Source organism: Parafrankia sp. Ea1.12 (genome assembly GCF_900465275.1).
GTDB lineage: Bacteria > Actinomycetota > Actinomycetes > Frankiales > Frankiaceae > Parafrankia > Parafrankia soli.
Map to the genome: position 1 here is coordinate 12,314 of NZ_UBIZ01000348.1, position 25,993 is coordinate 38,306.

Here is a 25,993-nt window from a genome sequence, read left to right on the forward strand (position 1 = left end):
AGGGTGGGCAGGCGATCCAACCGTCCAAGGAAGATGATGCGGCTTGATGACTTACTACGGGGTGCAGTAGATAGCGAAGGCTTGGTGGTCCGCCACTCTCAGCCCACTTCCGGTCCCGTGGCCCGACCGGGTGCGGGGGAGCGCGACCCGGGCGGACCTGCCGCCTGCCTTCCCGTGGGCAACGCAACGCATCTATACCCATGGGGGGTATAGATGTATGTTCTCTGGTCCGAGCGCGGGCCTGGCTCGGCCCGCCGGCGGTCGTTTGCGGGGAGGAGCCGGTCATGTCTTCACAGGTGGACGACGGTCGGACGTCGACCGTGGTTCTGGAGGTCTCCGGGCTGCGGTGGGCGACGGAGAAGGCGCGTGTCGAGGCCGTGCTGGGCCGACGCCCAGGGGTGGTCGAGGTGGCGGCGAACCCGGTGGCGCAGACCGCGCTGGTCCGCTTCGACCCGGAACAGACCTCGACGGCGCAGCTGGCGGGCTGGATTCGCGACTGCGGCTACCACTGCGACGGGCTGTCCGTTCCGGCGCACATCTGTGATCCCTTCGCCGAACCGGGGCGGCCCCCCGCACACACACCGGTAGCGTCCGTGCCGGTCTCACCTGCGAGAGCTTCGGATGCCGAGGCCGCGAGCGAACCGCGGTCCGGCCAGGTCGGACCCCGACCGGACGTCCCGTCGCACCATCCCCCTCACCCGCCTGCTGCCCACGAGGCACACGCCGTGCACGAACCACACGCTCGGCACGCCGGCCACGGACCAGGAGACGACCGGACCCCGGTCGCCTCTCCGCATAAGGCAATGGGCCACGGCGGGCACGGCGACCTGTCGATGGCCGGGATGGTCGCCGACATGCGCCACCGATTCCTGGTGGCTGTGATCTTCTCGGTCCCGATCCTGCTGTGGTCGGCGATCGGCAGGGACGTGCTCGGCTTCGAGGTTCCCGCCCCGCTTGGGCTGCGCGACGACGTGTTCCAGCTGTTCCTGAGCCTGCCAGTGATCTTCTGGGCTTCGTGGATCTTCTTCGACGGGGCGTTCAGAGCGCTACGTGCGCGGACCCTGGACATGATGGTCCTCGTCGCCGTCGCGATCGGTACCGGCTGTACGTACTCCCTGGTCGTCACCCTCACCGGCGGCGGCGAGGTCTTCTACGAGGCGGCTACCGTGCTCGCCGCCTTCGTGTTGCTGGGCCACTGGTTCGAGATGCGTGCCCGCGGCGGCGCCAACGACGCGATCCGCTCGTTGCTGGAGCTGGCGCCTGAGAAGGCGTTGGTGCTACGGGACGGCGAACCTGTCGAGGTGTCGACCGCGCAGGTGGTCGTCGGGGACCTGCTGCTGGTCCGGCCGGGCGGCAAGATTCCGGTCGACGGAGTGGTCGCTGACGGCGAGTCCGACATTGACGAGTCGATGGTCACCGGCGAGAGCCTGCCCGTCCACAAGGCGCCGGGTTCCGAGGCGATCGGTGCCACCATCAACACCACCGGCACCCTGCGGGTCCGAGCGACGAAAGTCGGCGTCGACACCGCCCTGGCGCAGATCGTCTCCCTGGTCCAGGAGGCGCAGAACAGCAAGGCTCCCGGCCAGCGGCTGGCTGACCGGGCCGCGTACTGGCTCGTCCTGATAGCCCTTATGGGCGGGCTCGCCACCCTGCTGGTGTGGCTGCTCGCCACCGACCGACCGACGCAGGAGGCGGTGCTGTTCGCGATCACCGTCGTCGTCATCACCTGCCCGGACGCCCTCGGTCTGGCCACCCCGACAGCGATCATGGTGGGCACCGGACTGGGTGCCGGCCGGGGCGTCCTGTTCAAGAACGCGACAGCGCTGGAGACCGCTGCCGGCGTCACCGCGGTTGTCATGGACAAGACCGGCACACTGACGAAGGGCGAGCCCGAGGTCATCGACGTCGAGACGATCGACCTCCCCGAGGAGGACCTGCTGCGGTTGGCGGCTGCGGTCGAACGGGAATCCGAGCATCCGCTCGCGGCGGCGGTCGCCCGCCGTGCCGACGCGCGCGGCATGCCCCGGCACCACGCCGAGGCGTTCCGCAACGTCCCGGGGCAAGGCGCGGTGGCCACCGTCGACGGGCACCGCGTCGCGGTCGGCAACAGCCGGCTGATGCGGGCCGAGCGCGTCGCGCTCGGCGACGCCGCCCACCGGCTGGACGCCCTCGCGGCCGACGGGCGCACGGCCGTGCTGGTGGCGGTCGACGGGCGGATCGCCGGCATCGTCGGGTTCGCCGACACACCGCGGCCGACCGCCGCGGCGGCGGTTGCCGCACTGCACGACGCCGGCGTCGAGGTCGTGATGCTCACCGGCGACAACCTGGGCACGGCGCAGCGGATCGCGAAGGAACTCGGCATCGACACGGTGATCGCCGAGGTCCTGCCAGGCGACAAGGCCACCGAGGTCGCCCGGTTGCAGGCGGGCGGCCGACGAGTGGCGATGGTCGGCGACGGCGTCAACGACGCTCCGGCGCTGGCACAGGCCGACCTCGGCATCGCGATCGGCGCCGGCACCGATGTGGCGATCGAGACCGCGGACGTGGTGCTCATGCGCTCCGACCCGCTCGACGTGCCCGCCGCCCTGCTCATCGGCCGCGCCACCGTCCGCAAGATGCGCCAGAACCTGGCCTGGGCCGTCGGCTACAACGCGGTCGCGCTGCCGATCGCCGCCGGCGTCTTCGAACCCCTCGTCGGGCTCACGCTACGACCCGAGATCGCCGCGCTGACCATGTCCGGGTCCAGCTTCCTGGTCGCGGTGAACGCCCTGCTGCTCAAACGGCAGAAGCTGCCGCGAACGTTGACAGAACCGGCCTCGGCTTAGGACCGCGGCGAGGTGGCCGCCGGTGCCGACACTGCACACCAGGATGTCGACCTGCTCGAACCGGTTGGCGAACTCGTGGCCCAGCCCGGCGTAGGCGGCAACGTTGTCCGGGGTGCGGTACTGGTCCGGGCAGTAAGACGTCAGGGCCGGGCCTGGTCCAGCCGCCCTCCGGGTTCCTCTGTGTACCCGGGGTTGGCGCCTTCCGGCTTGGCCCAGAAGCCCCTGCCGGAGTCGACGAACGGGTCGCTGACCCACATCACCGGGGGACCCACCAGCCCGTCCGGCCGCGGCGCACCCGCCGGCCTGGTACCTGGCGCGGGACGGTTGCAGACGCGCGAACCGCTTCGGGCGATCGGAGGTCGGTGCGGGCACGGACTCTGCTCCCCTCTACAAGCTTGGCGGCGAACTCCCGAATCGAACTACCACTACGGAGCATAGTAGTTTTCCTTCGGAGCGCCGCCGTGTGCATGGCCTTGTCGTGGCCCTCGGCCAGCGAGCCTCGGGGAGTCATGGCTAGGTAAAAGGGCTGATGGCCCCTTCTTGGGTGGCACCTCGCGCCCCCGCGGGCGAACGGTCATGGCGGCAACAACTATCTTGCGTAGTAGGCTCTGGGTGGCGGACGCGGAAGAGGGTGACGTGACGCGCTGCGAGACACCGGCACGACACGGCGCGCTCTGGGCTCGACTCACGCTCGTGTCAGCCGTCCTGCTCGGGCTGCTGGCGATGCACGCCGGCCTGGCCGCGCAGGTGCACGCGCTCGTTTCGCCGCCCTGTGTCCAGGGAACCGACCGTGACGTTCACCCGCACTGGTCCCACTCGCACGAGCCTGGGGCCGAACCCCACGGCCACCAGGGCGTGCTCTGTTCGGCGGTGTTCCGGGACGACCCCGAACCGGTTCACGGCGGCGAACAACACGGCCTGGCGGCCATGTCCACCCCCTTCGGTGCCTCTGCCTTCACCGGGACGCGTGGCGACCCACCGCAGACGCCGCCGCCTCGGTACGTGACCGACCTGTCTGTCTACTGCGTGTGGCGGCTGTGAGCGGACCTGCGTCGGACGTCACGCACGCCTGTCGGCGCGCTCGACGACTCCGGCCTCAGATCCGTTGGCAATCCGACACCGAGGACGACTCGTGCGAAGAAGACGCCACCTTGGACTCGCCGCCGTAGCACTGGCCCTGACAGCCACGCTCGCGGCGTGCGGGGGCGACGACACCCCGACGGGCCCGTCGTCCGCCACAGCAGGGAGCAGCAGTGAGGCCAGCGACAGCGCCCACAACAACGCGGACGTGATGTTCGCCCAGATGATGATCCCGCACCACCAGCAGGCCGTGAAGATGGCGGAGCTGGCACCCGACCGGGCCGCCGATCCGGCGGTGCTCGCGCTGGCCCAGCAGATCGGGACCGCGCAAGCACCGGAGATCGAGACGATGACCGGCTGGCTTGCAGCGTGGGGCGAACCCACCGCCATGCCCGGCGCCGGCGGTCATGGCACCGACGACATGGGAATGATGTCGGAGGGCGACCTGACCGCTCTCCAGACGGCGTCTGGTCCGAACTTCGACCGCATGTTCCTGGAGATGATGATCCGGCACCACGGGGGTGCGATTGCGATGGCACGCACCGAACAGCGGGACGGACAGTTCCCCGACGCCGTGGCCCTGGCCAGGACGATCGAGTCCACGCAGACCACAGAGGTCGAGACCATGAAGGGCCTGCTCGGTACCGGATAGCCGAGCAGGGCCCTGGGGCACCGGCCGCGCGCCGGTGTCCCAGGGCACCTCGGGTCCCAGGCGCGACACTCGGCACGACGAACGCGAACGTCGGTCGCGGCGAATGACCTGACGACGAGACAGCTGACGACCGGAACAGCGGAACGGCTGGGAGACCTCGAAGTCGAGGCCATGGACCAGGTGTGGGCCGCGAGCGGCCCTCGTGGCATGGCACCAGGCCGGTGCCGGAGACCGTCCTGCCGGAGATGGTGGCCTTAACGGCCCGTTTCGGACCTGCGAGCAAGGCGACGGGGCAAGACGATCCACCCGGACTACCCGACCGTTCATCGGACACCGCGGGCCGCAGCGGCTTTGGCGGCCCCGACAGACGTCCCGTCAATCCTTCCGACAGCCACCAGTCTCGATGATCAATGTCTTTCGGTGGTGGAGAGGTCAGCACCGAGAGATCCCCTCACCCCGGGCAACTATGTCTCGTAGTAGGTGCCGAGCCTCGCGAAGGGTGGGTGGTGTCCGGACGCAGTGCGCCGAATTGCTGTCCTGATCCTCGCTGCGCGGGCCCGGGGAGGCTTGGTTGGGTGGCGGTCTGACCGCGATCTGGTGATCGAAGGCACTCCAAAGGCGCGTCTACTCCGCTCGGCGAACCTAGATCTTGCTGGAGCGGCGTGGATGTCCGTCGAAGATCTTCTGAGATCTTCCGATTGCTACCTACTATGCTCTGTAGTTGGTAGTGTGTGCATCTGCTGCAGCATCGGACCGTACGCCGAATCCTGCCCCTGGTCCGGTGACCCCTCCGACTTGCATCTGGGGCAGGAGCGGGGGAACCACGTTCCTCCGGGCGTCGCCTCCTTCGATGCCCTTGGGGTGAAGCCGAATACGCACGGGGCGTTCGGCCGGGCTCCCAGCCCGAACCCGACAGCTCACCTCGCATCACCTCGCAGGCGTAGGGGAAGGATCACCATGGTGTCTGCGCAGAGTGCGCAGCTTGATGCAGAAAGACGCCGACAGGAGGGACGCGGTCGCCACCGGGCTCCGTCCGTCCCCACAGCGTCGAGCCGGGCCAGAGCGCGGGCCCGCGCTGTCGCAGCGGTGACCACTGGCACTGTCGTGGTCTCCGGTATGGCTCTCGCTGGATGTGCGCCGGAGCCCAGCTCGGACGGCGCGTTGGACGACAGCACGAACACCACGTCACTGACGCTCGCGACCCAGATCGGGTCCCGGGTGGCAGTCGACGGCCCCGTCCAGGGTGCCGCGGGAGAGGGCGCGTCGCGCACCGTCCTTGATGCCACGACGGACATCTCTGCACCGACTCTGTCGTCCAAGATCGACGTGGGTCTGCGCGTGACGAACCCCGACGTGACTGTCAACGCGGACGAGCCTGTCAATGTCGGCTTCTCGCTGTTCAACGAGGAGACCCACGCCCCGCTGGCGGACCAGCTCATCAAGGTACAGGTCAAGCTACCCACCGGCTGGGCGACCTTCCTGCACCTGACCACCGACGAGCGTGGCTTCGCCTCCTACACGGCCCGCGTCCTCATCACCACGAACGTCACGGTGATCTTCGATGGAACGGACGCCCTCCAGTCCGCCCGCTCGGAGAACGAGGCGACGCTGCGCGTACGCCCGGCCCCGCCGCCGGTATCTGTGCAGGGCACCAGCAATGCCGTGAACGTCGAGACTCCGGCGGTCGACGTCAGCATCCCGGCCAACACGCTCGGGGAGAAAGCCGTATACCTGGCGTCGCGGCAAGCCGGTAAGCCCTACGTCTACGGGGCGACCGGGCCGTACAGCTTCGACTGCTCCGGCCTGGTGCAGTACATCTACAAGCAGCTCGGCAAGACACTTCCCCGGACCACCGACCAGCAGTACGCGGCGACAACCAGGATCGCTCAGGGCTCCGAACAGCCAGGCGATCTCATCTTCTTCGGCCAGCCCGGCGCGATCTACCACATGGGGATCTACGCCGGTGGCGGGAAGATGTGGGTCGCGCCGAAGACCGGTGACGTGGTGAAGCTCCAGACCATCTGGGCGGACTCCTACTCGGTCGGTCGGGTGACCTGAGCCGGTTCCACTGGCCATCGTGGCCCGGGCGGCTTTCGGCGGCGAGGTGCCGGTGGTCGTTGCAACCGATCCCCTAGTAGGCCAGCCGGTCTGGTCTGACTCCCACGCCGCTGTGAAGGCCATGGTGCTGCAGGCGGTCGCAGCGAGACGATCAGACGCAGTGATATCCGAGCTCATTGAGGGCGGGAACCGTGGTCATAACGAGTGGCAGGAGGAGCAGCACGGCGACGATGAGGCTGCGAGCCACGACGGCGGGACGGGACAGGGGCGGCTCCGCGGTCAAGAGACGCAGTACCCGTTGCCGTACGCCGGTGTTCGCCATGCCCAGCACGGATGCTGGGGGAGCCGCGAGCCGTAGCACTGCTTCGGCGACGACGTGGGGAGCGCTGCGCCGGGCCGCGCTGTCGTCAGCGGTGAGTTCGACGAGTCGGCGTAGCTCCTCCTGTCCTGTCCCGAAGAGCGGCACGGCTGGGAAGGCTCCGGCCAGCACGGCTGCCGTCGTGAGGATGAGGTGGTGTCTGCCTGCGAGATGGGCGCGTTCATGCGCGATGACGGCGTCGAGTTCGGTGGGATGCAACGCTTGCAGCGCGCCTTCGGTGACGACGACGCCCCCGCTCCGGCCCGGTAGGCAGAACGCACTGCGATCAGCATGATCCAGTATGTAGATCCGAAGTGTGGGATGAAAGCGCCCGAGCAATCGGACGTCATGCCGATGACGGACGCGCGATCGACGGCCGGTGATGGTGACGGCGACGGCGACATGAAGGAGGCGGAGCGCCGCAGCGGTGCTCAGGACGACGCCGGCAACTCGTGGAGTCGTCCAGTGGATGGAGATCGTCAGGTTGTGGTTGGTCCAACCGCACCACTGGACAAGCAGAACCAGCGTGTCCCCGATCGCGTGCAGCGGTATGAACAGGAGCGTTGCGGCCAGTACCGCCACGGAGACCACGGAGATCATCGCGGCCAGCCACATGGCGACGGCGAGCCGCGGCGCACGGGACGTCCAGGAAGCAGCGCGGAGGGCGTAGGGCAGACCGTAGGCGACGAGGGCCGCGTACACCGCGAGAACACCAAAGATCATGATGGGGTGGGTTCCTCATCGTCGCGACCACGGCTGGAGGAGTGCCACTGCACCGCTTCGCGCAACGTCTCGTACTCCGCAGCATCCATGGCGTGCACGAAGTGGAGCAGCGTCAGGCCTCGGTCGTCCGCCCCGGAAAGCACGGATCTCATCAGCTGGGCGGTGTAGGCGCTGCGGCCCAATGCGGGCTGGTAGCGGTAGGAACGTCCGGCTCGTTCCCGGGTCAGCCACCCTTTGTGGAACAGCCGGTCCATGACGGTCATCACGGTCGTGTAGGCCAACGGGCGTGTTGGCGCGAGTAGTGCCCGGACATCACGGACAGCCACCGGCCCGCGTGCGGACCACACCCGGTCCATGATTTCGGCTTCCAGGTCGCCGAGTTGTTCCACAACTCCCCCTCGTACGGCACCCGACAAGCACCGCGTCCATCTCATCCCGCGCCTACGCGAGCGGTCCTGCTTGCCCCGGTCACCGCCTTCGGCTGCATCTGGACATCGCTGCGGCCGGTGACGTACGTCCATCCCCGCAGTCTTGCCCGTCGCCGGACGGACTGGCGTGGCTCGACCCCTTGTCGCCGATACCTACTATGGATCGTAGTTGCTGAGGTGAGTCTCATGGGGCGCAATCTACCCTAGCTTGGAGTGGAGGACGTCCCGAATGCGCGTGTGGGCCGACTTGCTCGGTGGTCCTGCCTGTGGGCCCAGGTGCCGGGAGGGTGCTGATCTGCTACATGACATAGTAGTTACGCCGCATTGGGGGCAACGAGAGGATGTGTGGGTGGATCGCGCCAGGAGGTACGTCGACCAGGCTCGTGAGGAAACGGCACTGCTGCTGGGACGCCGTCCGCGAGCGAGGGCGGAACCCGTCAACCTGATCGAGGCAAGATCTTGTAGGAACTACTGAGCTGGGTGTTCCGTGTCGGCGGTTGGCTGGTCGTGGGTCTGTTCGGGTGGGTTGATCCAGGCTGGTGTCGGCAGCGGCGGTGGTGTCGGTGGGCGGCGGACGAACCGGTCCGGTCGGGTGGCGTAGGCGGCGGCGAGAACCTGGGCGCGGGCGGCCTGGACGGTCTCGGCCTGGCCGTGGTGGACGGTCGCGGGGGTGAGCAGACCGATCCCGGAGTGCCGATGGTCGGCGTTGTAGTAGTCGAAGAACTCGCGGCACCAGGCGCGTGCGGTTTCGATGCTGTCGAACCTGCGGGGATAACCCGGCCGGTACTTCAAAGTCTTGAACTGGGACTCGGAGTAGGGGTTATCGTTGGATGTCCTGGGCCGGGAGTGGGACTGGACTATCCCGAGGTCGGCGAACAGGAAAGCGACGGGTTTCGAGGTCATGGAGCTGCCGTGGTCGGCGTGCACGGTGAGCCGCCCGGGAGAGATGTTCTGTTTGTCGCAGGTGGCGGCGATCAGGTTCTCGGCGAGAGCGGCTGATTCTTTGTCGGCAAGCGTCCAGCCGACCACATACCGGCTGTAGACGTCCAGGATGACGTACAGATAGTAGGAGGTCCATTTCTGCGGGCCGGGGAGTTTGGTGATGTCCCAGGTCCAGACCTCGTTCGGCCCGGCGGCGAGGAGCTCGGGTTTGACCTTGGGCGGGTGGAGGGCCTGGGCGCGGCGGTCGCCGGTCTCGCCGCGTTCGGCGAGCAGCCGGTACATGGTGCGCTGCGAACACAGGTAGACGCCCTTGTCGAGCAGGGTTGCCCAGACCTGCGCCGGGCTGGCGTCAGCGAACCGCGGGTCGTGCAGCACGGCCAGGACCCGGGCGCGTTCGGCCGCCTCCAACGCCCGGGGGCCGGCCAGGTCCTGATTCCGGGCGGAGTGCGGCGCTACACCGTGCTCGCCGAGGGCCCGGCATCGCCGTCGTCCTGGATGGATTGCGGGTGTGGCCGCGGAGCTACGAGTTCCGGCTGCTCCTGTTCGGGTCGAGGCCGTCCTCGCCTCGACGCCGAACGAGATCGAACGGCTGCGTTCCGGGGGAGAACTCCGTGAATGGATGAATTTCGTGCGGCCCGATCCGGACTCGATCGTCGAGGTGGTCGAATGTGACGTCACCATGGCCCGGAGCACGGTCCGGGAAGCGCGGGTATGGTCACCCGGCTGGGCCACGAGCTATGGGCGGGTGCAGGTCGAGTACCGGGTGAGCCCATTGCCCGACGCGGGGAACGCGCTCATCCGCGTTGCCGTCGCTGGCCTGCGCGGCGAGGTCACGCTCAGCGGTGACGAACTGCGCGGCAGCCGCCCGCGCGCGACCACCGGGATACTCACGCTGACGGGTCGACACCATCCCGCCACCCGGGTGAGCCGGCTCCGGCGGCCGGTGTGTGATCGCCCCGCGGGCGGGGCCGGGCCTGGTGGCTGCCGTCGACGGCGGGTGCCGTGGCACCGCCCGGAACGCCGCCTCGACCTCTGCCCTCCGGGTTCACCCACCCGAGAGCAGGCCGTCGACCAGCCGCGCACGCAGCACGCCCAACGCCGTCCCGGTCCTGATCGATCGTCTCTTCCCGGTGGTCTCCGCGGGAGCCACTTCCTGTCGCGTGTGCGGCAGCTGGTACGTCCAGCAGGCCTTTCGCCCGTATGCTCCCCTCCAACTCGGGGGGTGGGGGACAGATGAATCGACACCACAGGCGGCGTCTGCTCGCGTCGGCGGTGCTGATCATGGCGGTCGGCGCCGGCTGCGGCGGTTCGGACGAGACGCCGGAGACCAGGGCGGCCAGCAGTTCGAGCCCGCCGGTCGCGGCGACGGCCACGCCGACGACAGAGGCCGCGCCGGAAGAGTCGGCGACTCCGCTCCCGCCGGGAGCGCAGCCCGGCCTGGACGACTACGGCGGCGACGGGCAGCTCGACCCGACCTGCGGCACCCAGGACTTCGGTGGCGGGCTGGTGCTGCGCATCCCGTGCGAGATCACGACTCCCAACGAGCCGGAAGACGGCAGCCGCCTCGTCGAGGGCTCCCTCTACCGACTTCCCGGGTCGATCGACGTCAACCTCGACGGCATCTCGGGAAGCCTGCTCCTGGCCCGCGACGACGCCGGCGCGAAGGTCGTCATCGTCGTCTTCAACAGCGACAACCTCTTCGCCACCGGCAGCGACCAGATCGGCAGCACCGACACCGTGGACAACACCATCCGGCTGATCAACTCTACGTTCGCCGGCGGCGAGATCCAGGTACGCGGCCACACCGACTCCACCGGCACCGCCGGCGCGAACCAGCAGCTGTCCGAACGCCGGGCCGCCGTGGTCCGCCAGTACCTGACCGGCCACGACGTCAACGCCACCACAGTGACCGCCATCGGGCTGGGCAGCGGCCAGCCGATCGCCGAGAACTCCAACCCGGACGGCACGCCCGACCCCGAAGGCCAGGCGTTCAACCGGCGGGTCGAGATCGTCCTGCGGCTCCCCGCCGCCTGATCGAGGAAGGTCCGCGGGATGGCCCGGCTTGTGATCGCTGACGGGCGGATCGACGTCGCCCTGTCGTTGCTTGAACGGGTCGCGGCTCTCCACGGCAACGTCTCGGTGGCCGTGGACGACGTGCTCGACGTGAACGCCGTCGCGAAACCCCTCCGAGAAGTCCGGGGCTGGCGGGCGCCCGGAACCGCGGCACCTGGCATCGGCGCCCTCGGCACCTGGCGTTACCGAGGCGGCAAGGACTTCGTCGCGCTCCGCCGCTTCCGCCAGCCCGCCGTGATCGTCACGCTCCGGCCAGGTCGCGGTTTCCGCCGGCTCGTCGTCGGCACCCCCGACGCCGAGCACGTCGCCGCGACGATTCGCGCCCAGCTGCCCCCGTGATGACGCCCGGGGGAGCCTGCCCCGGCGATCGGCCGGGACGGGTTCACCTCACGGAGTCGCGCGGACCTGGTCCGCCGGTGATCCTCCAGTCGCGCCACCGCCGGCCGCCTCGGCGACCGCTTGGGAGCGCATGGCACCCTCGACCGTTCATGAACGCATGTCGCGCTTGACCGCGACCGGCTCAGCTCGCGGGTGGGGCTCGCTTGCCGGCGGCGCGTTCATAGGCACGCAGGGTGTCGACGACCAGGCGGCGCTCGGCTGGGGCCAGCGGTTGGAGGGCCTCCCGCCAGGCGGCGGCCCCCGGACCGAGCCATGCCTCGATCGCCGGGCGGCCGACGTCGGCGATGCTCACGATTCGCCGCCGCCGGTCGTTGGGATCCTCGCGGCGCTCCACGACCCCGCCGCGGCTGAGGTCAGCGTGCAGTTCTACCGGGTCGTCGATGCACTCACCGAGAAACTCCCGAAGGTTGCCGACCATCTCTCCGACGCGAAAGCGGATCTCCTCGCGTTCACCGCCTACCCGCGGGAGGTCTGGCGGAAGATCTGGTCCTCGAACCCGCAGGAGCGCCTGAAAAGGGAAATCCGCCGCCGCACCGACGTCGTGGGTATCTTCCCCAGCCGTGAGGCCATCATACGGCTCGTCGGCGCCGTACTCGCCGAACAACACGATGAGTGGATCGAAACCCACCGTTACATCGGCCTGGAAATTCTCGCCAGAACCGACCCCGCTCAGAAAACCGCCGACACACCCGAGATCAGCGTGACACCCGAAGCCCTCCCCTGCATAACCTGAACCAGGATCACGCGGAGTCACTCTCCGTGCACCACGCCCATGGGCGTGACCTGATCCAGCGCTCGGTTGAATCCCCTCGGTGTGTCCGGAGATTCTGATGCACCCCGGACACGCCGGCGGTTCAATCAGAGCCGGATGACGACGACGGCGGTGTCGTCGGCTGGCTCGCTGTCCGCGCCCACCTCGGCCAGCAGCGCATCGGCCAGTGCCTCCGGATCGAGTCCCGGGTTGCGGCGGAGGCTGGCGGCAAGACGGGACAACCCGACGTCGATGTTCTCCCCGCGGCGTTCGATCAGGCCGTCGGTATACAGCGTCAGCGTGGCGCCGACCGCGAACGTCGCGGTGGCCTGGGACCGGGGCAGGTGTTCCGGGCTCGCGCCCAGCGGCGGGTCGACGGTCTGGTCGAGGAACTCGATGGCGCCGCCGACGTGCGCCAGTGCCGGCGGCGGATGACCTGCCCGGCTGTAGGTGACGGTGAGCGTGTCGTAGTCGGCGACCGCCTGCACGACGGTGGTCGACTCGGCGCCTTCTACCGACCGTGCGTACAGGTCCAGCACGTCCAGGGCGGCTGCGGGCCCGTCGGCCACTCGGACCATGGCGCTCAGTGCGCTGCGCAGTTGGCCCATCGTGCCCGTGGCCGACAGTCCGTGGCCGACGACGTCGCCCACGGCCACCGCGACGCGGTCCTCGGATAGCTCCACCAGTTCGTACCAGTCGCCGCACACGTTCATCGTGCTGGCGGCGGGCCGGTACCGCACTGCCGCCTTGACGCGCCCGGTCGGTGCGGGCGTGGGCAGCATTGCTTCCTGGAGGGCCAGGGCCACCTCGCGTTCCCGAGCGTGAGTTCGACGCAGCTGCTCGTTGCCTTCGTGTAGCTCCCGAGCACGGGCCAGCAGTTCCGTCTCCAGCGTGTGCTGCCGGTCGTCTCCCATTTCTCCGGCGCACATGCGGACGAGGTCGGTCGCCTCCTCCACCCGGTGCACCACCAGCGCCACCTGCCCGTCAGGATCAAGCACCGGAGTGTTGACCGTGCTCCAGTACCGCTCCTCGAACACAGCTGGACGCCCTGGCGCCTCCACGTCGTAACGCTGGACCGCCATGGTGTCGCGCTTCCCGGTGGCCAGCACTCGCCGTAGCGACGCGCCAAGTGCGCGCACCGCTGACGCGGACGGGTACTCCGGATTGTCCGGGAAAGCGTCGAACAGGTAGCGTCCCAGCAGGTTCTCGCGCGTACGCCCTGATACAGAAAGATATGCCTCGTTGGCGGCAAGTATGATTAATTCAGGGGTCAGTAGCAAGGTCGGGCTGGGGAGAACCCGAAAAACGGCCTCATAGTCGATCCTCGGCTCTCCCACCCGCTACCACCTCGACGACGCACCATCGGATATCTGACCTCCCAACGGTAGAACCGCAGGACGGAATGCGCCGACACTGACGTATTGGCGCAGTCCGCCACCGCGGCTGTCTGCCGGACAATGATCGATGATGTCGTCGCCGTAGCCGCGGCGGTCAGCTCCCGATAGCAAATCCTGCCGCCGGTCGGCGCTGGCGCCGCTCCCGACCTCCAAAGAAGCGGCGACGTTTGGTTCACAGCGGACGCAACCGTACAGATTGGGCGGTCGACCACACGTACTCCGCAACTGACTGCCAGCCCGTCTGCTCGGGTGATACATGCGGCGCGGCCCGGTGCCGCGCCTTGACCCACACCGGTGGACTTCCTGCGCGGCACGGTCCGAGTGGGTCTGTCGGGCGTTGTTGCGGTATGAGGAAGCAGCGCATGCTCGCATCCCGGCGACCGGCGGTCAGACGGTGGCGGCGAGTTCGCGGACGATATCCCCCTGGCAGGCACACCCTGAGGGCTGGGATCAGCGGGAGAGCAGCGCCTCCGGCCTTCCTGACTGACCGGCCCAGGGCGGAGGCCCGTGGCCCCTGTTTCGGGCGGCGGTCTGCGAGCCGCCGCCGTCCTCGTTCGACTCACAAGCGCCATCCGAGGCCGCCCCGTCGGTTCCGGACGCGGCGCAGTCCGACGCCGGGGCGGCGGCTACTGGCTGACCTGTCACGGCCGGGGCACCTTGCGCGCTGGTCGCGGCGCTCCCGGTGGTGTGCGTGGACGCAGCCCCGCCGGAGGAGCCGGCATCCTGCCCAACCGTGGACTCGCCGTCGGGCGGGGCGGTTGTGTCGGCCGATGGGCGGGAGGTCGGCGGCGAGGAGTGCATGGCCTTTGGAGTGGTGCCGTGGGCGGCCGCGGGGGGCTGGACCGCCGTTTCAGGGTCGGATGCCGCCAGCAGGCTGGCCGCAGCGGCGAGGGCGACGAGCATCCCGGCGACGGGTACCAGCGCACGGCGACGCCTACGGCCGCCCGCATCCGCAGCGGTGTGCGCGGTGGCCGGCTCGGCTGGTGGGGAGGCGGTGAGTCCGTCGGGAACGGTGTCCAGGTCCACGATCGAGAACCGTGCGGACGGCAGGGGCGAGGATGCTGCCGAGGAACCAGCGGGGGCGGGGGAGGACCGCCGGGGCGGCGGAGCCTGGGCCAGACGCTCTGCGGGTGGCTCTGCGGGCTCTGCGATCGGCGCTGTCGGGGGTCCGCCTGCGGGCGAGGCGGTGGACAATTCGCCGAGGAGGCGGCTCGCGCTCGGACGGCGGTCGGGCTGCTTGCGCACTGTCGCGGCGACCACCGTTCGCAGGTGTCGCGGGAGAGCCGTCAGGTCGGGCTCGGCATGGACCGTCCGGTAGAGGAGGGAACTAAGCGGACCGTCGCCGAACGGAGCCCTCCCGGCGGCCGCGTAGGCGAGGGTGAGCCCCAGGGCGAAGACGTCCGCGGCGGGCCCGGGGCGGTCGGCTGTGTCGAGAAGCTCCGGGGCCATGTATCCAACGCTGCCGAGAACCACCCCGGTCGCGGTGACGGTGCCGGGGAGCCCGGCGGCAATGCCGAAGTCGATGACCTTCGCGCCGTCGGGGGCCAGCATGACGTTGCCCGGTTTCAGGTCGCGGTGCACCACTCCGGCCTGATGGATGGCGACCAGCGCCGAGGCCAGCTCGATCGCCAGTCTCCGCAGACGGTCCGCCGGCAGTGGGCCGTGCCTGGCGACCGCCGTCAGCAGGTCGGATCCCGGGACGTACTCCGCGGCCAGCCATGGCTGCTCCGCTTGGGGGTCGGCATCGAGTAGCCGCGCCACCCGCGGGCTGTCGATCGCCGCTGCCGCGGCCACCTCCCTGCTGAAGCGTCGGACGAAGTCCGGATCGTCGGCGTACTCGTCCCGCAGGACCTTCACGGCGGCCTGCCGGCCCGCGGCGTCCACTCCCAGGTAGACCACACCCATCCCGCCGCGGCCCAGCCGCGCGGCGAGCTGGAACGGACCGACGGATGCAGGATCTCCGTGGCGCAGCGCCTTCACCGATGCCCCAGCCTCTCGACGTCGCCGCACCCGCCCCGAGCGCGTCCGCCGTACATGCCCGCACGTTCACGCCGTATCCCCGCGAGGTCCCGCATCCGGTGAGTGTCGACTTCCGGTTCGACGCCACAGAGGGCCTGGTCCGTACGCTGTCCGGCCCTTGCGGCACGAGGGATCCACGTCAGTGCCGCCTGCCCCGGCCTCGTCGACACCCCGCGGGCTTCGGCGAGTGTCACGGGCCGGACCGACCCGTCTTGTCCGCCGCGGCAAGCAGGGCATCGCGTTCGTCGTCTGTCAGCAGCCGGGCGGCGCCGTCTACCTGCACGAACTGGCCGAACCAGGCCATGTAGCCCGGGGTGCGCGCGACCACCTCGGGCGGACCCTGAGGGCTGGTCGGTCACGAGGAGCGGTCGCACGGACAGCCTCCAGGCTCCGTCCACCACCCACCGGCCCGGGTCGAACCACCGGTCATTCGCTCGGTGACGAGCGCGCGGTCTGCTGGCCGGTGAGGAGCTGCGCACGGCGGTGGACGTCGCGGGGGGAGCAGCGGCGCTCGAGTCGGTTCTGCAGAAGTGACCGGGCGATGTTGGGTCGGTTGGCCTGGATGGCGCAGTAGATCGTGGTGTCCTCGACGATCTCGCGCTGGGCGGCGCTGCCCCCGAGCCGCTCGACGCCGGGCAGGGCGATCAGCGCGTCGGTGGCCCGGTCGGGATCACCGTGCAGGAGGTGCATCAGGGCGTCGGCCAGTGGCGCGACGGTTTCGGTGAACACCTGGCTGGTCCGGGCGGCCGCGGACCGGCGCAGTTGCGCGAGTCGGCGGCAGTCGCCCGCGGCGGCGAGGGCGACCGCCGAGTGCAGCCCGACGAAGGGTGTCGGCGGATCGACGAGCAACGTGCCGGGGACGGTCTCCAGCACCGGTCCGAGTTCCACCGACGTCCAGGCGCCGGCCGCGAAGCCGCGCCACAGCAGCGACGCGGAGTCGATCAGCGCCCGGACGCCGGAGACGGCCGGCGGCGAGAGCTGGGTCGAGAAACGAGCCCGGGCCGCGCTGTCGTCACCGAGCGCGAGTTCGTGCAGGGCCGCGTGCCAGGCGAAGTGCGCCCGGTGCGACGAATCCGACCCGCAGGTCGAGATCCAGGCGTCCAACCAGGCCAGCCCGGCCTCGTGGTCGCCGGTCTCGTAGTGGACGTGGGTCTTCGCGTGGACGGCGTGGCCGGCGGTCGGTTCGACGGCCAGCGCCAGTGCGGCGAGCTCGGCCGCCTCGTCCCAGTTCTCCTGCTCCTGGCGGGTGAAGGCGAGCAGCCCCCGGTACCACCAGTCGTCGCGGTAGACGGCCGCCAGTCCTTCGACCAGGGCCCAGGCCTCGGCAGGGATCTCCGTCGCGCCGCTGAACGCGATCGTCGGCACGGCGATGCTGACGGCCAGCGCGTCTTCCGGGTAAGCGTGGATGTAGCTCAGCAGGGCCGCGGCCGAACCGGCCCCCGGCTCGCGGATACGGGCGGCGACCACCTCGATGAAGCGCCGCTCACGCTCGTCGGCCCGGGCGGCGTGGCGTTGTGCGTCCCGCAGGGCCGTCTCCACGTCGACGTCGGCGCCCCATTCGGCACCGAGCAGGGCCAGTACCGCCTGCCCGAGGGCGAACTGGGGGTCGGCCGCGACCGCCTCGGCGACCAGCGTCCCGGCTCCGGACCGCACTCGCAGGATCTGTCCGAGCCCGGCGACATAGCGGTCGGCCGCCTCCGGGCTGGCGGTGAGGGGCAAACCATAGGGGTCGCGCACCCGCCGGACGACCCGTGGCCCGGGCAGGGCGGCCACGACGGGGCGGGCGAGCGCGGCCGCCTGGCCGCGGATCTCGGGGATCGCCGTGCTCTCCCACAGCTCCCCCCGCCGCAACGGCCCGATGGCCCAGATCGCCGGCCGGGGTCCGTCGGCCGCGACCAGCCGCCCGGACCCCTCGGTGGCGAAGCCCAGGTCCAGGCTGTCCGGGGTAGCCAGGCCGGAGGCGAGCAGGTTCATGACCAGGGGATCATGACTGGTCCGCACGCTGGCGCCCGCACCGGTGCAGTTGACCACGGCCGCGGCGAGCACCCGGGAGCCGTCACTCAGCGAGACCTCGACGCCGGCCGCGGTCTCCCGGGCGTCGACGACCCGCGCGGCGTGCACGACCAGCGATCCCTCGGCGCGGCGCTGCTCCAGCCAGGCGTGGACCGCGGGGTCGACGCGGTGCCGGACCTGGTCCCAGCGCCGCATCGTCGTGGCGACGAAGCTCGACCGGGCAGCCGCGTCCAGCCGTGACCACAGCTCGGCCGTCACCGGGCGCAGCCCGTCCACGGCTCGCCGCCAGTCGCCACCGGCCGCGCGGATGTGATCGAAGACAAGGTGGCGGGCCCGGGCGAGGCTCACCGGACCGTCGGGCAGCTCCGGGGCGGCGAGCGGCGGCGCCGGGTCCAGCGCGTGGGGGAGCGGAAGCAGCCCATGACGCGAGGTCACGTGCAGGCGCACGCCGGCCCGGCTCCAGCGCTGGGCCATGTCGGCCATGGTCAGGCCCGAGCCGACAAGGAGCACGTCGCTGCCGGCCGGGACGCGAGGCTGGGAATCGGCCCGCCACGGATCACTGACGAACCGCGGCGACCGGGCCAGCGCCGGCGGAGCCCACGACGTCGTCGGAGCACCGTGCCCGAGCGCGAGGACGACGGCGTCGACCGGATGGCTGGTCCCGTCGTCGAGCGTCAGCCGCAGCCGGCGGCCGTGCCGGCGGACGTCCGTCGCGCGGGCGCACACCCGCTCGCAGCGCACCCCGGTCGCGGCGCGCAGCGTCTCCTCCAGCGTGTGGCGGAGGTAGTCGGCGTAGAACTGGCGGGGCGCGAAGCCACCGGAAGGAAAGTCGACCGCGACGTGCCGGCGAAGCCAGCGCAGGAAGTGCTGCGGGTCATCGTCGAACGCGCTCATCTTCGCGGCCGGGACATTGAGCCGGTGCCGCGGATCTCGCGTCCGATAAGCCAGGCCCTCACCGACGTCGTCCGGCTCGACGAGCAATATCGTGAACCTACGGCCGGTAACCGCCACGGACCTTGCCAGTTGGGTGGTCGCGAGGCAACCGCTCGCCCCGCCACCCACCACCGCGACGACCACCGGCGCACTCATCGGGACCGTCGACAGTATGCGTGCGGACACCTGGTCATAGAGAGATCTCCTTCCCCGTTTATTCCGGTTGATACCAGGTTAAGCCCAGGTGTGGCAGGCCGTGACCCAGATCGACAGACCGTCCCGAACGATCAACGTGCGGAGAGCCGGGTACCGGAGCCCGTGCTGGAATGATGTGAACATGCGTCCCAGCTCTGGTGCACGGTGGTCGATCGGGTCGATGTCCGACCGCTGACAGGCATGTCCGCCCGTTCGCCGCGTCCGCCCACCCGGTCTCGAGATCCGCGAGGGCGTCCAGATGTCGGTCCAGATGCCGGCGAGCCCCACGGGTCGAGAGCATCGAGACCGAGATGAAGCTGCCGCGCGATTTACACAAGGCAGCGGGATGTGTGCCTTACGAAATGCTCCCGTGACAGCACGTTTACGTCGTCATGCGCCCGGGAATGGCGGAGCCACCTACGGTCGGCCGACCGTAGGATGCACGGCCCGGGGACGACGTGGTGCGACTGTCAGCGCGGTAGCCGCCGGACACCCTCCGGCTTTGAACGTCTGCTGTCCGCGCGTCGCTTCCGGTGGCGCGATGTGGGGTGGTGAGCACGGCCTATGGGAATCCGACAAGCCCGTCGACCCCGTGAACCTCACGGAGTCGGCCGGCATCTCGGCCACGATCCGGAAACGCCTGGATCCGCCCGCGGTACGCCCGGATCCGCCCGCGGTACGCCGAGCCGTGACACGCCGAGCCGCGGCACTCCGAGAGGCCGGGGCGGCCGGTCCACGGCGGCCGCCATGGGAGCGCTGGTACTGGCCGCGGTGCTGGCCCTGGGCGCCTGCGGCGGTTCCGGTGACGGAGCTGGCCGCGGCCCGGTGCGGCTGACCTGGTACGTCTACAACGAGTCGTCCGGTTCGTTCGCGAAGGCGGCCGCGGACTGCTCGGCCGCGTCGAACGGCCGGTACACGATCGGCGTCAACATGCTGCCGAACGATTCGGACGGGCAGCGCCAGCAGCTGGTGCGGCGGCTCGCCGCCGAGGACTCCTCGATGGACATCCTCGCGCTGGACGTGACCTGGACCGCCGAGTTCGCCGAAGCCGGCTGGATCGTGCCGTTCCCGGCGGCGGAGGCCAGGCGGCTCACCGACGGGATGCTGCCGGCCGCGGTGCGGACCGGCACCTGGGAGAACCAGCTCCACGCCGTGCCGCTGAACACCAACGTCCAGCTCCTGTGGTACCGCAAGGATCTGGTGCCGCGGCCGCCGCGGACCTGGGACGAGATGCTGGCGGACGCCCGGCGGCTGGCCGAGCAGGGCAAGCCGCACCACGTCGAGGTACAGGGTGCCCAGTACGAGGGCTACACCGTGCTGTTCAACTCGCTGGTGGCCTCGGCCGGCGGCCAGATCCTCAACGAGGACGGCACCCAGGTGGTGCTCGGCACGCCGGCGCAGCGGGCCGTCGAGGCGATCCGGGCGCTGGCGCACTCACCGGCCGCCGACCCGTCCTGGTCGAACCAGCGGGAGGACGACAACAGGCTCGCGTTCGAGACGGGTTCGGCCGCCTTCCAGCTGAACTACCCGTTCATCTATCCGTCGGCCCGGCAGAACAACCCGCGGCTGGCCGAGCAGATCGGCTGGGCACAGTGGCCGACGCTGGTGCCCGGTCAGCCGTCGCACAGCACGATCGGCGGGTACAACCTCGCGATCGGCGCCTACAGCCCGCACCGGGCCGCCGCGGCCGCCGCGATCGCGTGCCTGACCGGCCGGGACAACCAGATCCGCGACGCGATCGACGGCGGGCTCCCGCCGACCCTCGAGGACCTCTACACCGACCAGGAGTTCATCGACGGCGGCTACCCGTTCGCGTCGGCCATCTACACGGCGCTGCAGAACGCCAGCGTGCGGCCGCGGACGCCGGCCTACCAGAGCGTGTCGCTGCAGATCGCGCACACCCTCTCACCGCCGTCCTCGGCGAGTCTCGGCAGGCTCGGGCAGCTGCGCGGGGCGATCGCCGACGCCCTCGAGTCGAAGGGACTGGTGCCGTGACCGCGAACGGAGCGGAGCCTGGCGCGCGGCGCCTGTCCGAGCGGCGAGGGCAGGAGCGCGGCGACGTGCGCAGTCCGAGCGAGCCGGGGACGCGGCGGAAAGCTCCGCTTTCGGCGCGGGCACGAGCCGAACGCCGGCTCGGCTGGGCGCTGTGCGCGCCGGCGGTCGTCGTCATCCTGGCCGTGACCGGCTATCCCGTCGGGTACGCGGTCTATCTGTCGCTGCACCGCTATGACCTGCGGTTCCCCGCCGACTCCGAGTTCGTCGGGCTGACGAACTACGCGACTGTGCTGACCTCGCCGCTGTGGTGGCAGGCACTCGCGGTGACCGTGATCATCGCGGTCATCTCGGTGGCGATTCAGTTCGTGCTCGGGCTGGCGCTCGCGCTGGCGATGCACCGGGCACTGATCGGCCGCGGGCTGATCCGGACGGTGATCCTCATTCCGTACGGGATCGTGACCGTGGTGGCCGCGTTCGGCTGGCGGTACGCGTGGACACCGGACACCGGCTATCTGTCCGGCCTGTTCGGTGACGCCGCCCCGCTGACCTCGCAGGTCCACGGCATCGCCGTGATCGTCCTGGCCGAGGTGTGGAAGACGACGCCGTTCATGGCGCTGCTGCTGCTCGCCGGGCTGGCGCTGGTTCCGGAGGACCTGCTGCGGGCGGCGAAGGTCGACGGGGCGACCGCCTGGCAGCGGCTGACCCGGGTGATCCTGCCGTTGATGAAGCCGGCGATCCTGGTCGCGCTGCTGTTCCGGGTGCTGGACGCGTTCCGCATCTTCGACAGCATCTACGTGCTGACCGCCGGGGCGTACGACACCCGGTCGGTGTCGATCCTGGGTTACGACAACCTGTTCACGGCGCTGAACCTGGGTGTCGGCTCCTCGTTGTCGGTGCTCATCTTCCTCGTCGTGGCGCTCGTGGCGTTCGTTTTCGTCAAGGGGTTCGGCGCCGCCGCGCCCGGTGGGGAGGGCCACCGCTGATGACCACCGTCACCTCCGCTCCCGCCGCCGGCCCCGCCGCGGCGCGCGCCCGGCGCCCGTCGCGGGACCGCACCGCGCTGCTCGGCTGGTCGGCCGCGAACCTCGTCATCGTCGGGATGTCGCTGGTGCCGTTGCTGTGGCTGGTGTCGCTGTCGTTCAAGACCCCGGCCAGCATCACCGACGGCAGCTTCATCCCGCAGGAGTGGACCTTCGAGAACTACCGGGAGATCTTCGGCGAGTCCCTGTTCACCCGGGCACTGCTGAACAGCCTCGGGATCGCGCTCATCTCCACCGCGCTCGCGGTGGTTCTCGGCTCGATGGCCGCCTACGCGATAGCCCGGCTCGAATTCCCCGGCAAGCGGCTGCTCGTCGGCCTGGCCCTGCTGATCGCCATGTTCCCGCAGATCTCCCTGGTCAGCCCACTGTTCAACCTGTGGCGCCAGATCGGCATCTTCGACACCTGGCTCGGGCTGATCATCCCGTACCTGACGTTCTCCCTGCCGCTGGCCATCTACACGTTGTCGGCGTTCTTCCGGGAGATCCCCTGGGACCTGGAGAAGGCCGCGCAGGTCGACGGAGCCACCCCGCGGCAGGCGTTCCTGCGGGTCATCGCCCCGCTGGCCGCGCCGGGTATGGTGACCACCGCGATCCTGGTCTTCATCTTCTGCTGGAACGACTTCCTGTTCGCCATCTCGCTGACGTCGACGGAGCAGTCGCGGACCGTTCCGGCCGCCATCGCGTTCTTCACCGGCGCGTCGCAGTTCGCCCAGCCGATCGGGTCGATCGCGGCGGCGGCCGTCGTCATCACCATCCCGATCATCGTTTTCGTGCTGCTGTTCCAACGTCGGATCGTCGCCGGGCTGACCTCCGGCGCGGTGAAGGGATAGGCCCGCCCATGGCCGACATCGTTCTAGACCACGTCACCAAGCGGTTCCCGGACGGCCGGCTCGCGGTGGACGACGCCAGCCTCTCCATCGCGGACGGCGAGTTCGTCATCCTCGTCGGCCCGTCCGGGTGCGGGAAGTCGACCACCCTGAACATGATCGCCGGCCTGGAGGACATCTCCTCCGGCGAGCTGCGGATCGGCGGCAAGGTGGTCAACGACCTGGCGCCGAAGGACCGCGACATCGCCATGGTGTTCCAGAGCTACGCCCTGTACCCGCACATGTCGGTCCGGAAGAACATGGGCTTCGCCCTGGCGCTGGCGAAACGGCCGAAGGAGGAGATCGACCAGAAGGTCGAGGAGGCCGCCCGGGTGCTCGACCTCACCGAGCACCTGGACCGCAGGCCGGCCCAGCTCTCCGGTGGGCAGCGGCAGCGGGTCGCGATGGGCCGCGCGATCGTCCGCTCCCCGAAGGCGTTCCTGATGGACGAGCCGCTGTCCAACCTGGACGCCAAGCTGCGGGTGCAGATGCGCACCGAGGTGTCCCGCATCCAGAACCGGCTCGGCACGACCATGGTGTACGTCACCCACGACCAGACCGAGGCGATGACGCTGGGCGACCGGGTGGCGGTGCTGCGGTCCGGGCGGATCCAGCAGGTCGGCACGCCGACCGAGCTGTACAGCCGGCCGGCGACGGTGTTCGTGGCCGGTTTCATCGGCTCACCCGCGATGAACTTCGTGCCGGCGACCGTCGAGGAGGGCGAGCTGCGCACCCCTCTCGGGGCGATCGTCCCGGACGAGCGCCAGCGGCGGCTGCTGGATGGCTGGACCGGGGCGGCGGCCGACCGCCGGTCGCTGATCGTCGGGGCGCGGCCCGAGCACTTCGAGGACGCGGCGCTGGAGCAGGCGGTGGACCGCCCGGGACTGCGGTTCACGGTCACGGTGGACGTGCTGGAGCGGCTCGGTTCGGACAGCTTCGCCTACTTCACCCTGGCGGGTGGGCAGGCCCGGACCGCCGACCTGGAGGAGCTGGCCCATGACGCGGGCACGGTCGAGCTGTCCGGCAAGGCGGAACAGGTGGTCGCCCGGCTCGACGCGGCCAGCCGGATCCGGGAGGGCGAGAAGGCCGAGCTGTGGCTGGACGTCCACCAGCTGCACCTGTTCGACCCCGACACCGGCCGCAACCTGGACGCCCCGGCCACGGCCTGACGCGGCCACGGCATGGCGTGGCAGTGCGGTGTCCGGCCTTCGGTAGATCGGCCTGAACGCTGGAGGTCGTCTGGCGTGATGTCAACGCATGGCGCGAACGACGTCCAGGGCGAAGTCGACGTACTGACTGGCGATCAGCTCGGGGGAGTAGCGGCCGGCGGGCGACCACCACTGCGGCAGCGCCGTACACATGGTGACGACGGCACGCGCCGCCTCCCGGGGCAGCGGGGTCGCCATCAGCCCGCGCCGACACCCCTCGACCACCTCGTCGTCGACCATGTGCTGTACGTCCTGGTGGGCGGCGGCGGCGATGCGGGTGCGGTCCGGCTCCGCGAGGCTGCGCATCTCGCTTGAGCCGATGAAGCCCAGCTGGCGACGGTGGGTGTGGTAGAGGCTCAGGCACTCGACGAGCATGGTGAGCCGCTCGACCGGCCCGTCGCCCTCGGCCCTGGCGGCGCGGCTGCGCTCCAGCAGGTCGTCCATGGTCAGGTCGAGCAGGGCGACGAGGAGATGCTGCTTCGTCGGCCAGTGGTGGTAGACCCCGGGGGCCGAGAGCCCGGCGCGTTGGGCGATATCCCGGATGCTCGCGCCGTGGTAGCCGAGCTCGACGAAGGCGTCGAGCGCGCCGGCCAGTGGCGGGGCGAGCTCCAGTGGCGGGAAGTCCCGCCAGCTTCGGGCCGGGGCCTGCGTCGGGACGACGGTGTGCGGCGCGCGCAGCTGCTTCGGATCCGCGCCGAAGAGGCGGGCCGCCGCACTGAGCCGGTCGTCGCCGATTCTCGTGTGACCGTTCTCGACGGCGCTCCAGGTGCCGATGCTGACGCCGAGCGCCTGCGCGGTCTCGCGCAGGGTGAGGCTGGCGGCGCGCCGAGCCGTCCGCCGAGCGCCTCTCGTTCGAGCCGGTCCTCAGGTGTCATCTCGCGTGCTGGTGCGACGATCGCCCTCCTGGGGCCCCGACCCTACTGCCGGACCCGCCTCGGGGTCCGCTGCGCGTCGAGCTGCTCTCGGGGGGACGGTCCAACCTGACGTACCTGATCAGGGGCGGCCGCGACCGGTGAATCCTGCGCCGTCCCCCGCTGGGGCACGTGCTCGCCACCGCCCACGACATGGACCGCGAGTACCGCATGCTCGACGCGCTGCAGCACACCGACGTCCCGGTGCCGAGGCCGCGACTGCGGGCCGGAGCTGAGATCATCGGAGCGCCCTTCTACGTCATGGACTTCAGCGACGGTGTCGTGCTCCGGGAACGGCGGCAGCTCGAGGCGCTCGCGGGCCGGGTGCCGGCGGCCCTGGCGGAAGCCCTCGTCGACGTCCTCACGCGGTTGCACCGCACGGATTTCGTGGCGGTGGGGCTCGCCGACCTCGGCCGCCCGGACGGCTATCTCGAGCGGCAGCTGCGTCGCTGGGCCGCGCAGTTCGCGGCCTCGCGCAGCCGCGACCTGCCCGAGCTCGTCCGGCTGGGGACGCGCCTGGGGCGGCGGTTGCCGACCCCGCAGACGGCGGCGATCGTCCATGGGGACTACCGCCTGGACAACGTCACCGTCGATCCGGCCGATGGGCGCGTGCTCGCGGTACTCGACTGGGAGATGGCGACGATGGGCGACCCGCTCACGGATCTCGCCTCCGCGGTGCTCCGGTGGGACGGCATCCGCGGCCTGGACAGCCCGGTCGCGGCGGTGCCGGGAGACGTGCCCGGCTTCCCGGACAGCCAGGTGATCGTCGATTCCTACGCCCGAAGGACCGACCGGGATCTGTCCGACCTTCCGTGGTACCTGGGCTTCGCCTTCTACAAGATCGCGACGATCTTCGAGGGCATCCACTTCCGCCTGCAGCAGGGGCTGACCGTCGGCGACGGGTTCGAGCGGCTGGGCGTCGTGGTTCCCGCGCTGGTCGAGCGTGGACACGCCGCGCTCGACGCGGTGGACCTAGTCGCTGGTTGGTCAGGTTGGGGCGACTAGGGTCTGTTCCAAGTTCGGATCATGGGGTTGGCAGGGTGCGTAGCCAGAGGATGGATCCGCGCAGGTGGAGTCCTGCGGCGTAGCTTTCGGGTGTCTTGTCGTAGCGGGTGGCCAGACCCCGC

At 70.2% G+C, this 25,993-nt stretch carries 19 protein-coding genes, 4 pseudogenes and 1 riboswitch; of the genes and pseudogenes, 12 read left to right on the forward strand and 11 right to left on the reverse strand.

Annotated elements, in window-relative coordinates; translation table 11 throughout:
- The first annotated feature begins 284 nt into the window (after nucleotides 1-284).
- The 4 genes from FMEAI12_RS19325 (at nucleotide 285) to FMEAI12_RS19345 (ending at nucleotide 6,615) form a co-directional block, all read left to right on the forward strand.
- Entirely contained in the window at nucleotides 285-2,825 is a 2,541-nt protein-coding gene (locus FMEAI12_RS19325) for a cation-translocating P-type ATPase (RefSeq protein WP_112107119.1), read from the forward strand.
- A gap of 636 nt (nucleotides 2,826-3,461) precedes the next feature.
- Entirely contained in the window at nucleotides 3,462-3,866 is a 405-nt protein-coding gene (locus tag FMEAI12_RS19335) for a hypothetical protein (protein ID WP_131626729.1), read from the forward strand.
- A 91-nt stretch (nucleotides 3,867-3,957) separates the two neighbouring features.
- Nucleotides 3,958-4,557, forward strand: a complete 600-nt coding sequence (locus FMEAI12_RS19340; protein WP_112107123.1) for a DUF305 domain-containing protein — start codon at nucleotides 3,958-3,960, stop codon at nucleotides 4,555-4,557.
- Nucleotides 4,558-5,356: 799 nt separating this feature from the next.
- A riboswitch (cyclic di-AMP (ydaO/yuaA leader) is annotated at nucleotides 5,357-5,484 on the forward strand.
- Nucleotides 5,485-5,643: 159 nt separating this feature from the next.
- The gene (locus FMEAI12_RS19345; protein ID WP_235014200.1) at nucleotides 5,644-6,615 is read left to right on the forward strand and encodes a C40 family peptidase; all 972 of its coding nucleotides are present in this window, start codon (nucleotides 5,644-5,646) and stop codon (nucleotides 6,613-6,615) included.
- A gap of 151 nt (nucleotides 6,616-6,766) precedes the next feature.
- Here the strand turns inward: FMEAI12_RS19345 and FMEAI12_RS19350 are convergent, their stop codons facing one another.
- From FMEAI12_RS19350 to FMEAI12_RS19360, 3 genes are all read right to left on the reverse strand, one after another.
- Nucleotides 6,767-7,696: a M56 family metallopeptidase gene (locus FMEAI12_RS19350; protein WP_112107128.1), complete on the reverse strand. Its 930-nt coding sequence runs from the start codon at nucleotides 7,694-7,696 to the stop codon at nucleotides 6,767-6,769.
- Nucleotides 7,693-8,085 (reverse strand): BlaI/MecI/CopY family transcriptional regulator, encoded by a 393-nt coding sequence (locus FMEAI12_RS19355; RefSeq protein WP_112107130.1) that lies wholly within the window; start codon nucleotides 8,083-8,085, stop codon nucleotides 7,693-7,695. Before FMEAI12_RS19355 ends, FMEAI12_RS19350 begins: the two co-directional genes overlap by 4 nt.
- A 507-nt stretch (nucleotides 8,086-8,592) precedes the next feature.
- A complete protein-coding gene (locus FMEAI12_RS19360; protein WP_146776731.1) occupies nucleotides 8,593-9,747 on the reverse strand; it encodes an IS3 family transposase in 1,155 nt (384 codons plus the stop codon).
- A gap of 552 nt (nucleotides 9,748-10,299) precedes the next feature.
- Between FMEAI12_RS19360 and FMEAI12_RS19365 the strand changes: the two genes are divergently transcribed.
- Nucleotides 10,300-11,100, forward strand: coding sequence for an OmpA family protein (locus tag FMEAI12_RS19365; RefSeq protein ID WP_235014202.1), 801 nt, complete (start codon nucleotides 10,300-10,302; stop codon nucleotides 11,098-11,100).
- Between the two features lie 18 nt (nucleotides 11,101-11,118).
- Nucleotides 11,119-11,478: a hypothetical protein gene (locus FMEAI12_RS19370; protein WP_112107136.1), complete on the forward strand. Its 360-nt coding sequence runs from the start codon at nucleotides 11,119-11,121 to the stop codon at nucleotides 11,476-11,478.
- A gap of 181 nt (nucleotides 11,479-11,659) precedes the next feature.
- Here the strand turns inward: FMEAI12_RS19370 and FMEAI12_RS40015 are convergent.
- A pseudogene (locus tag FMEAI12_RS40015) lies at nucleotides 11,660-11,893 on the reverse strand (MarR family transcriptional regulator); the annotation flags it as partial.
- Here FMEAI12_RS40015 and FMEAI12_RS19380 point away from each other — a divergent pair.
- Nucleotides 11,855-12,271, forward strand: a pseudogene (locus FMEAI12_RS19380) (transposase); the annotation flags it as partial. The pseudogenes FMEAI12_RS40015 and FMEAI12_RS19380 sit on opposite strands and share 39 nt — an antisense overlap.
- Before the next feature lie 125 nt (nucleotides 12,272-12,396).
- Here the strand turns inward: FMEAI12_RS19380 and FMEAI12_RS19385 are convergent.
- The 4 genes from FMEAI12_RS19385 to FMEAI12_RS19395 all read right to left on the reverse strand — a co-directional run bounded on the left by FMEAI12_RS19385 (nucleotide 12,397) and on the right by FMEAI12_RS19395 (nucleotide 18,807).
- Entirely contained in the window at nucleotides 12,397-13,626 is a 1,230-nt protein-coding gene (locus tag FMEAI12_RS19385; protein ID WP_112107138.1) for a PP2C family protein-serine/threonine phosphatase, read from the reverse strand.
- Nucleotides 13,627-14,136: 510 nt separating this feature from the next.
- On the reverse strand, nucleotides 14,137-15,666 hold the full coding sequence (locus FMEAI12_RS19390; protein WP_235014203.1) for a serine/threonine protein kinase: 1,530 nt from the start codon (nucleotides 15,664-15,666) through the stop codon (nucleotides 14,137-14,139).
- Between the two features lie 229 nt (nucleotides 15,667-15,895).
- The gene (locus FMEAI12_RS36665) at nucleotides 15,896-16,033 is read right to left on the reverse strand and encodes a hypothetical protein (protein ID WP_160144297.1); all 138 of its coding nucleotides are present in this window, start codon (nucleotides 16,031-16,033) and stop codon (nucleotides 15,896-15,898) included.
- Between the two features lie 98 nt (nucleotides 16,034-16,131).
- Nucleotides 16,132-18,807: an FAD/NAD(P)-binding protein gene (locus tag FMEAI12_RS19395; protein WP_112107141.1), complete on the reverse strand. Its 2,676-nt coding sequence runs from the start codon at nucleotides 18,805-18,807 to the stop codon at nucleotides 16,132-16,134.
- Between the two features lie 786 nt (nucleotides 18,808-19,593).
- Here FMEAI12_RS19395 and FMEAI12_RS19405 point away from each other — a divergent pair.
- From FMEAI12_RS19405 to FMEAI12_RS19420, 4 genes are all read left to right on the forward strand, one after another.
- Nucleotides 19,594-20,841 carry an ABC transporter substrate-binding protein gene (locus FMEAI12_RS19405; RefSeq protein WP_112107145.1) on the forward strand — a complete coding sequence of 416 codons (1,248 nt, stop codon included), beginning with the start codon at nucleotides 19,594-19,596 and terminating at the stop codon, nucleotides 20,839-20,841.
- 65 nt (nucleotides 20,842-20,906) lie between these two features.
- Nucleotides 20,907-21,824, forward strand: a complete 918-nt coding sequence (locus FMEAI12_RS19410; protein ID WP_165938894.1) for a carbohydrate ABC transporter permease — start codon at nucleotides 20,907-20,909, stop codon at nucleotides 21,822-21,824.
- Nucleotides 21,824-22,711, forward strand: coding sequence for a carbohydrate ABC transporter permease (locus tag FMEAI12_RS19415; RefSeq protein ID WP_275078443.1), 888 nt, complete (start codon nucleotides 21,824-21,826; stop codon nucleotides 22,709-22,711). Before FMEAI12_RS19410 ends, FMEAI12_RS19415 begins: the two co-directional genes overlap by 1 nt.
- Before the next feature lie 8 nt (nucleotides 22,712-22,719).
- Nucleotides 22,720-23,916 (forward strand): ABC transporter ATP-binding protein, encoded by a 1,197-nt coding sequence (locus tag FMEAI12_RS19420; protein WP_112107147.1) that lies wholly within the window; start codon nucleotides 22,720-22,722, stop codon nucleotides 23,914-23,916.
- Between the two features lie 81 nt (nucleotides 23,917-23,997).
- On the opposite strand, the gene FMEAI12_RS38395 is transcribed toward FMEAI12_RS19420, so the two are convergent.
- Nucleotides 23,998-24,399 carry a hypothetical protein gene (locus FMEAI12_RS38395; protein WP_198541172.1) on the reverse strand — a complete coding sequence of 134 codons (402 nt, stop codon included), beginning with the start codon at nucleotides 24,397-24,399 and terminating at the stop codon, nucleotides 23,998-24,000.
- Between the two features lie 24 nt (nucleotides 24,400-24,423).
- Nucleotides 24,424-24,780 (reverse strand): annotated as a pseudogene (locus tag FMEAI12_RS40020) (TetR family transcriptional regulator); the annotation flags it as partial.
- Nucleotides 24,781-24,974: 194 nt separating this feature from the next.
- Here FMEAI12_RS40020 and FMEAI12_RS19430 point away from each other — a divergent pair.
- The gene (locus FMEAI12_RS19430) at nucleotides 24,975-25,871 is read left to right on the forward strand and encodes a phosphotransferase family protein (protein WP_255565714.1); all 897 of its coding nucleotides are present in this window, start codon (nucleotides 24,975-24,977) and stop codon (nucleotides 25,869-25,871) included.
- 19 nt (nucleotides 25,872-25,890) lie between these two features.
- Here FMEAI12_RS19430 and FMEAI12_RS40025 read toward each other — a convergent pair.
- A pseudogene (locus FMEAI12_RS40025) lies at nucleotides 25,891-25,993 on the reverse strand (IS5/IS1182 family transposase); the annotation flags it as partial.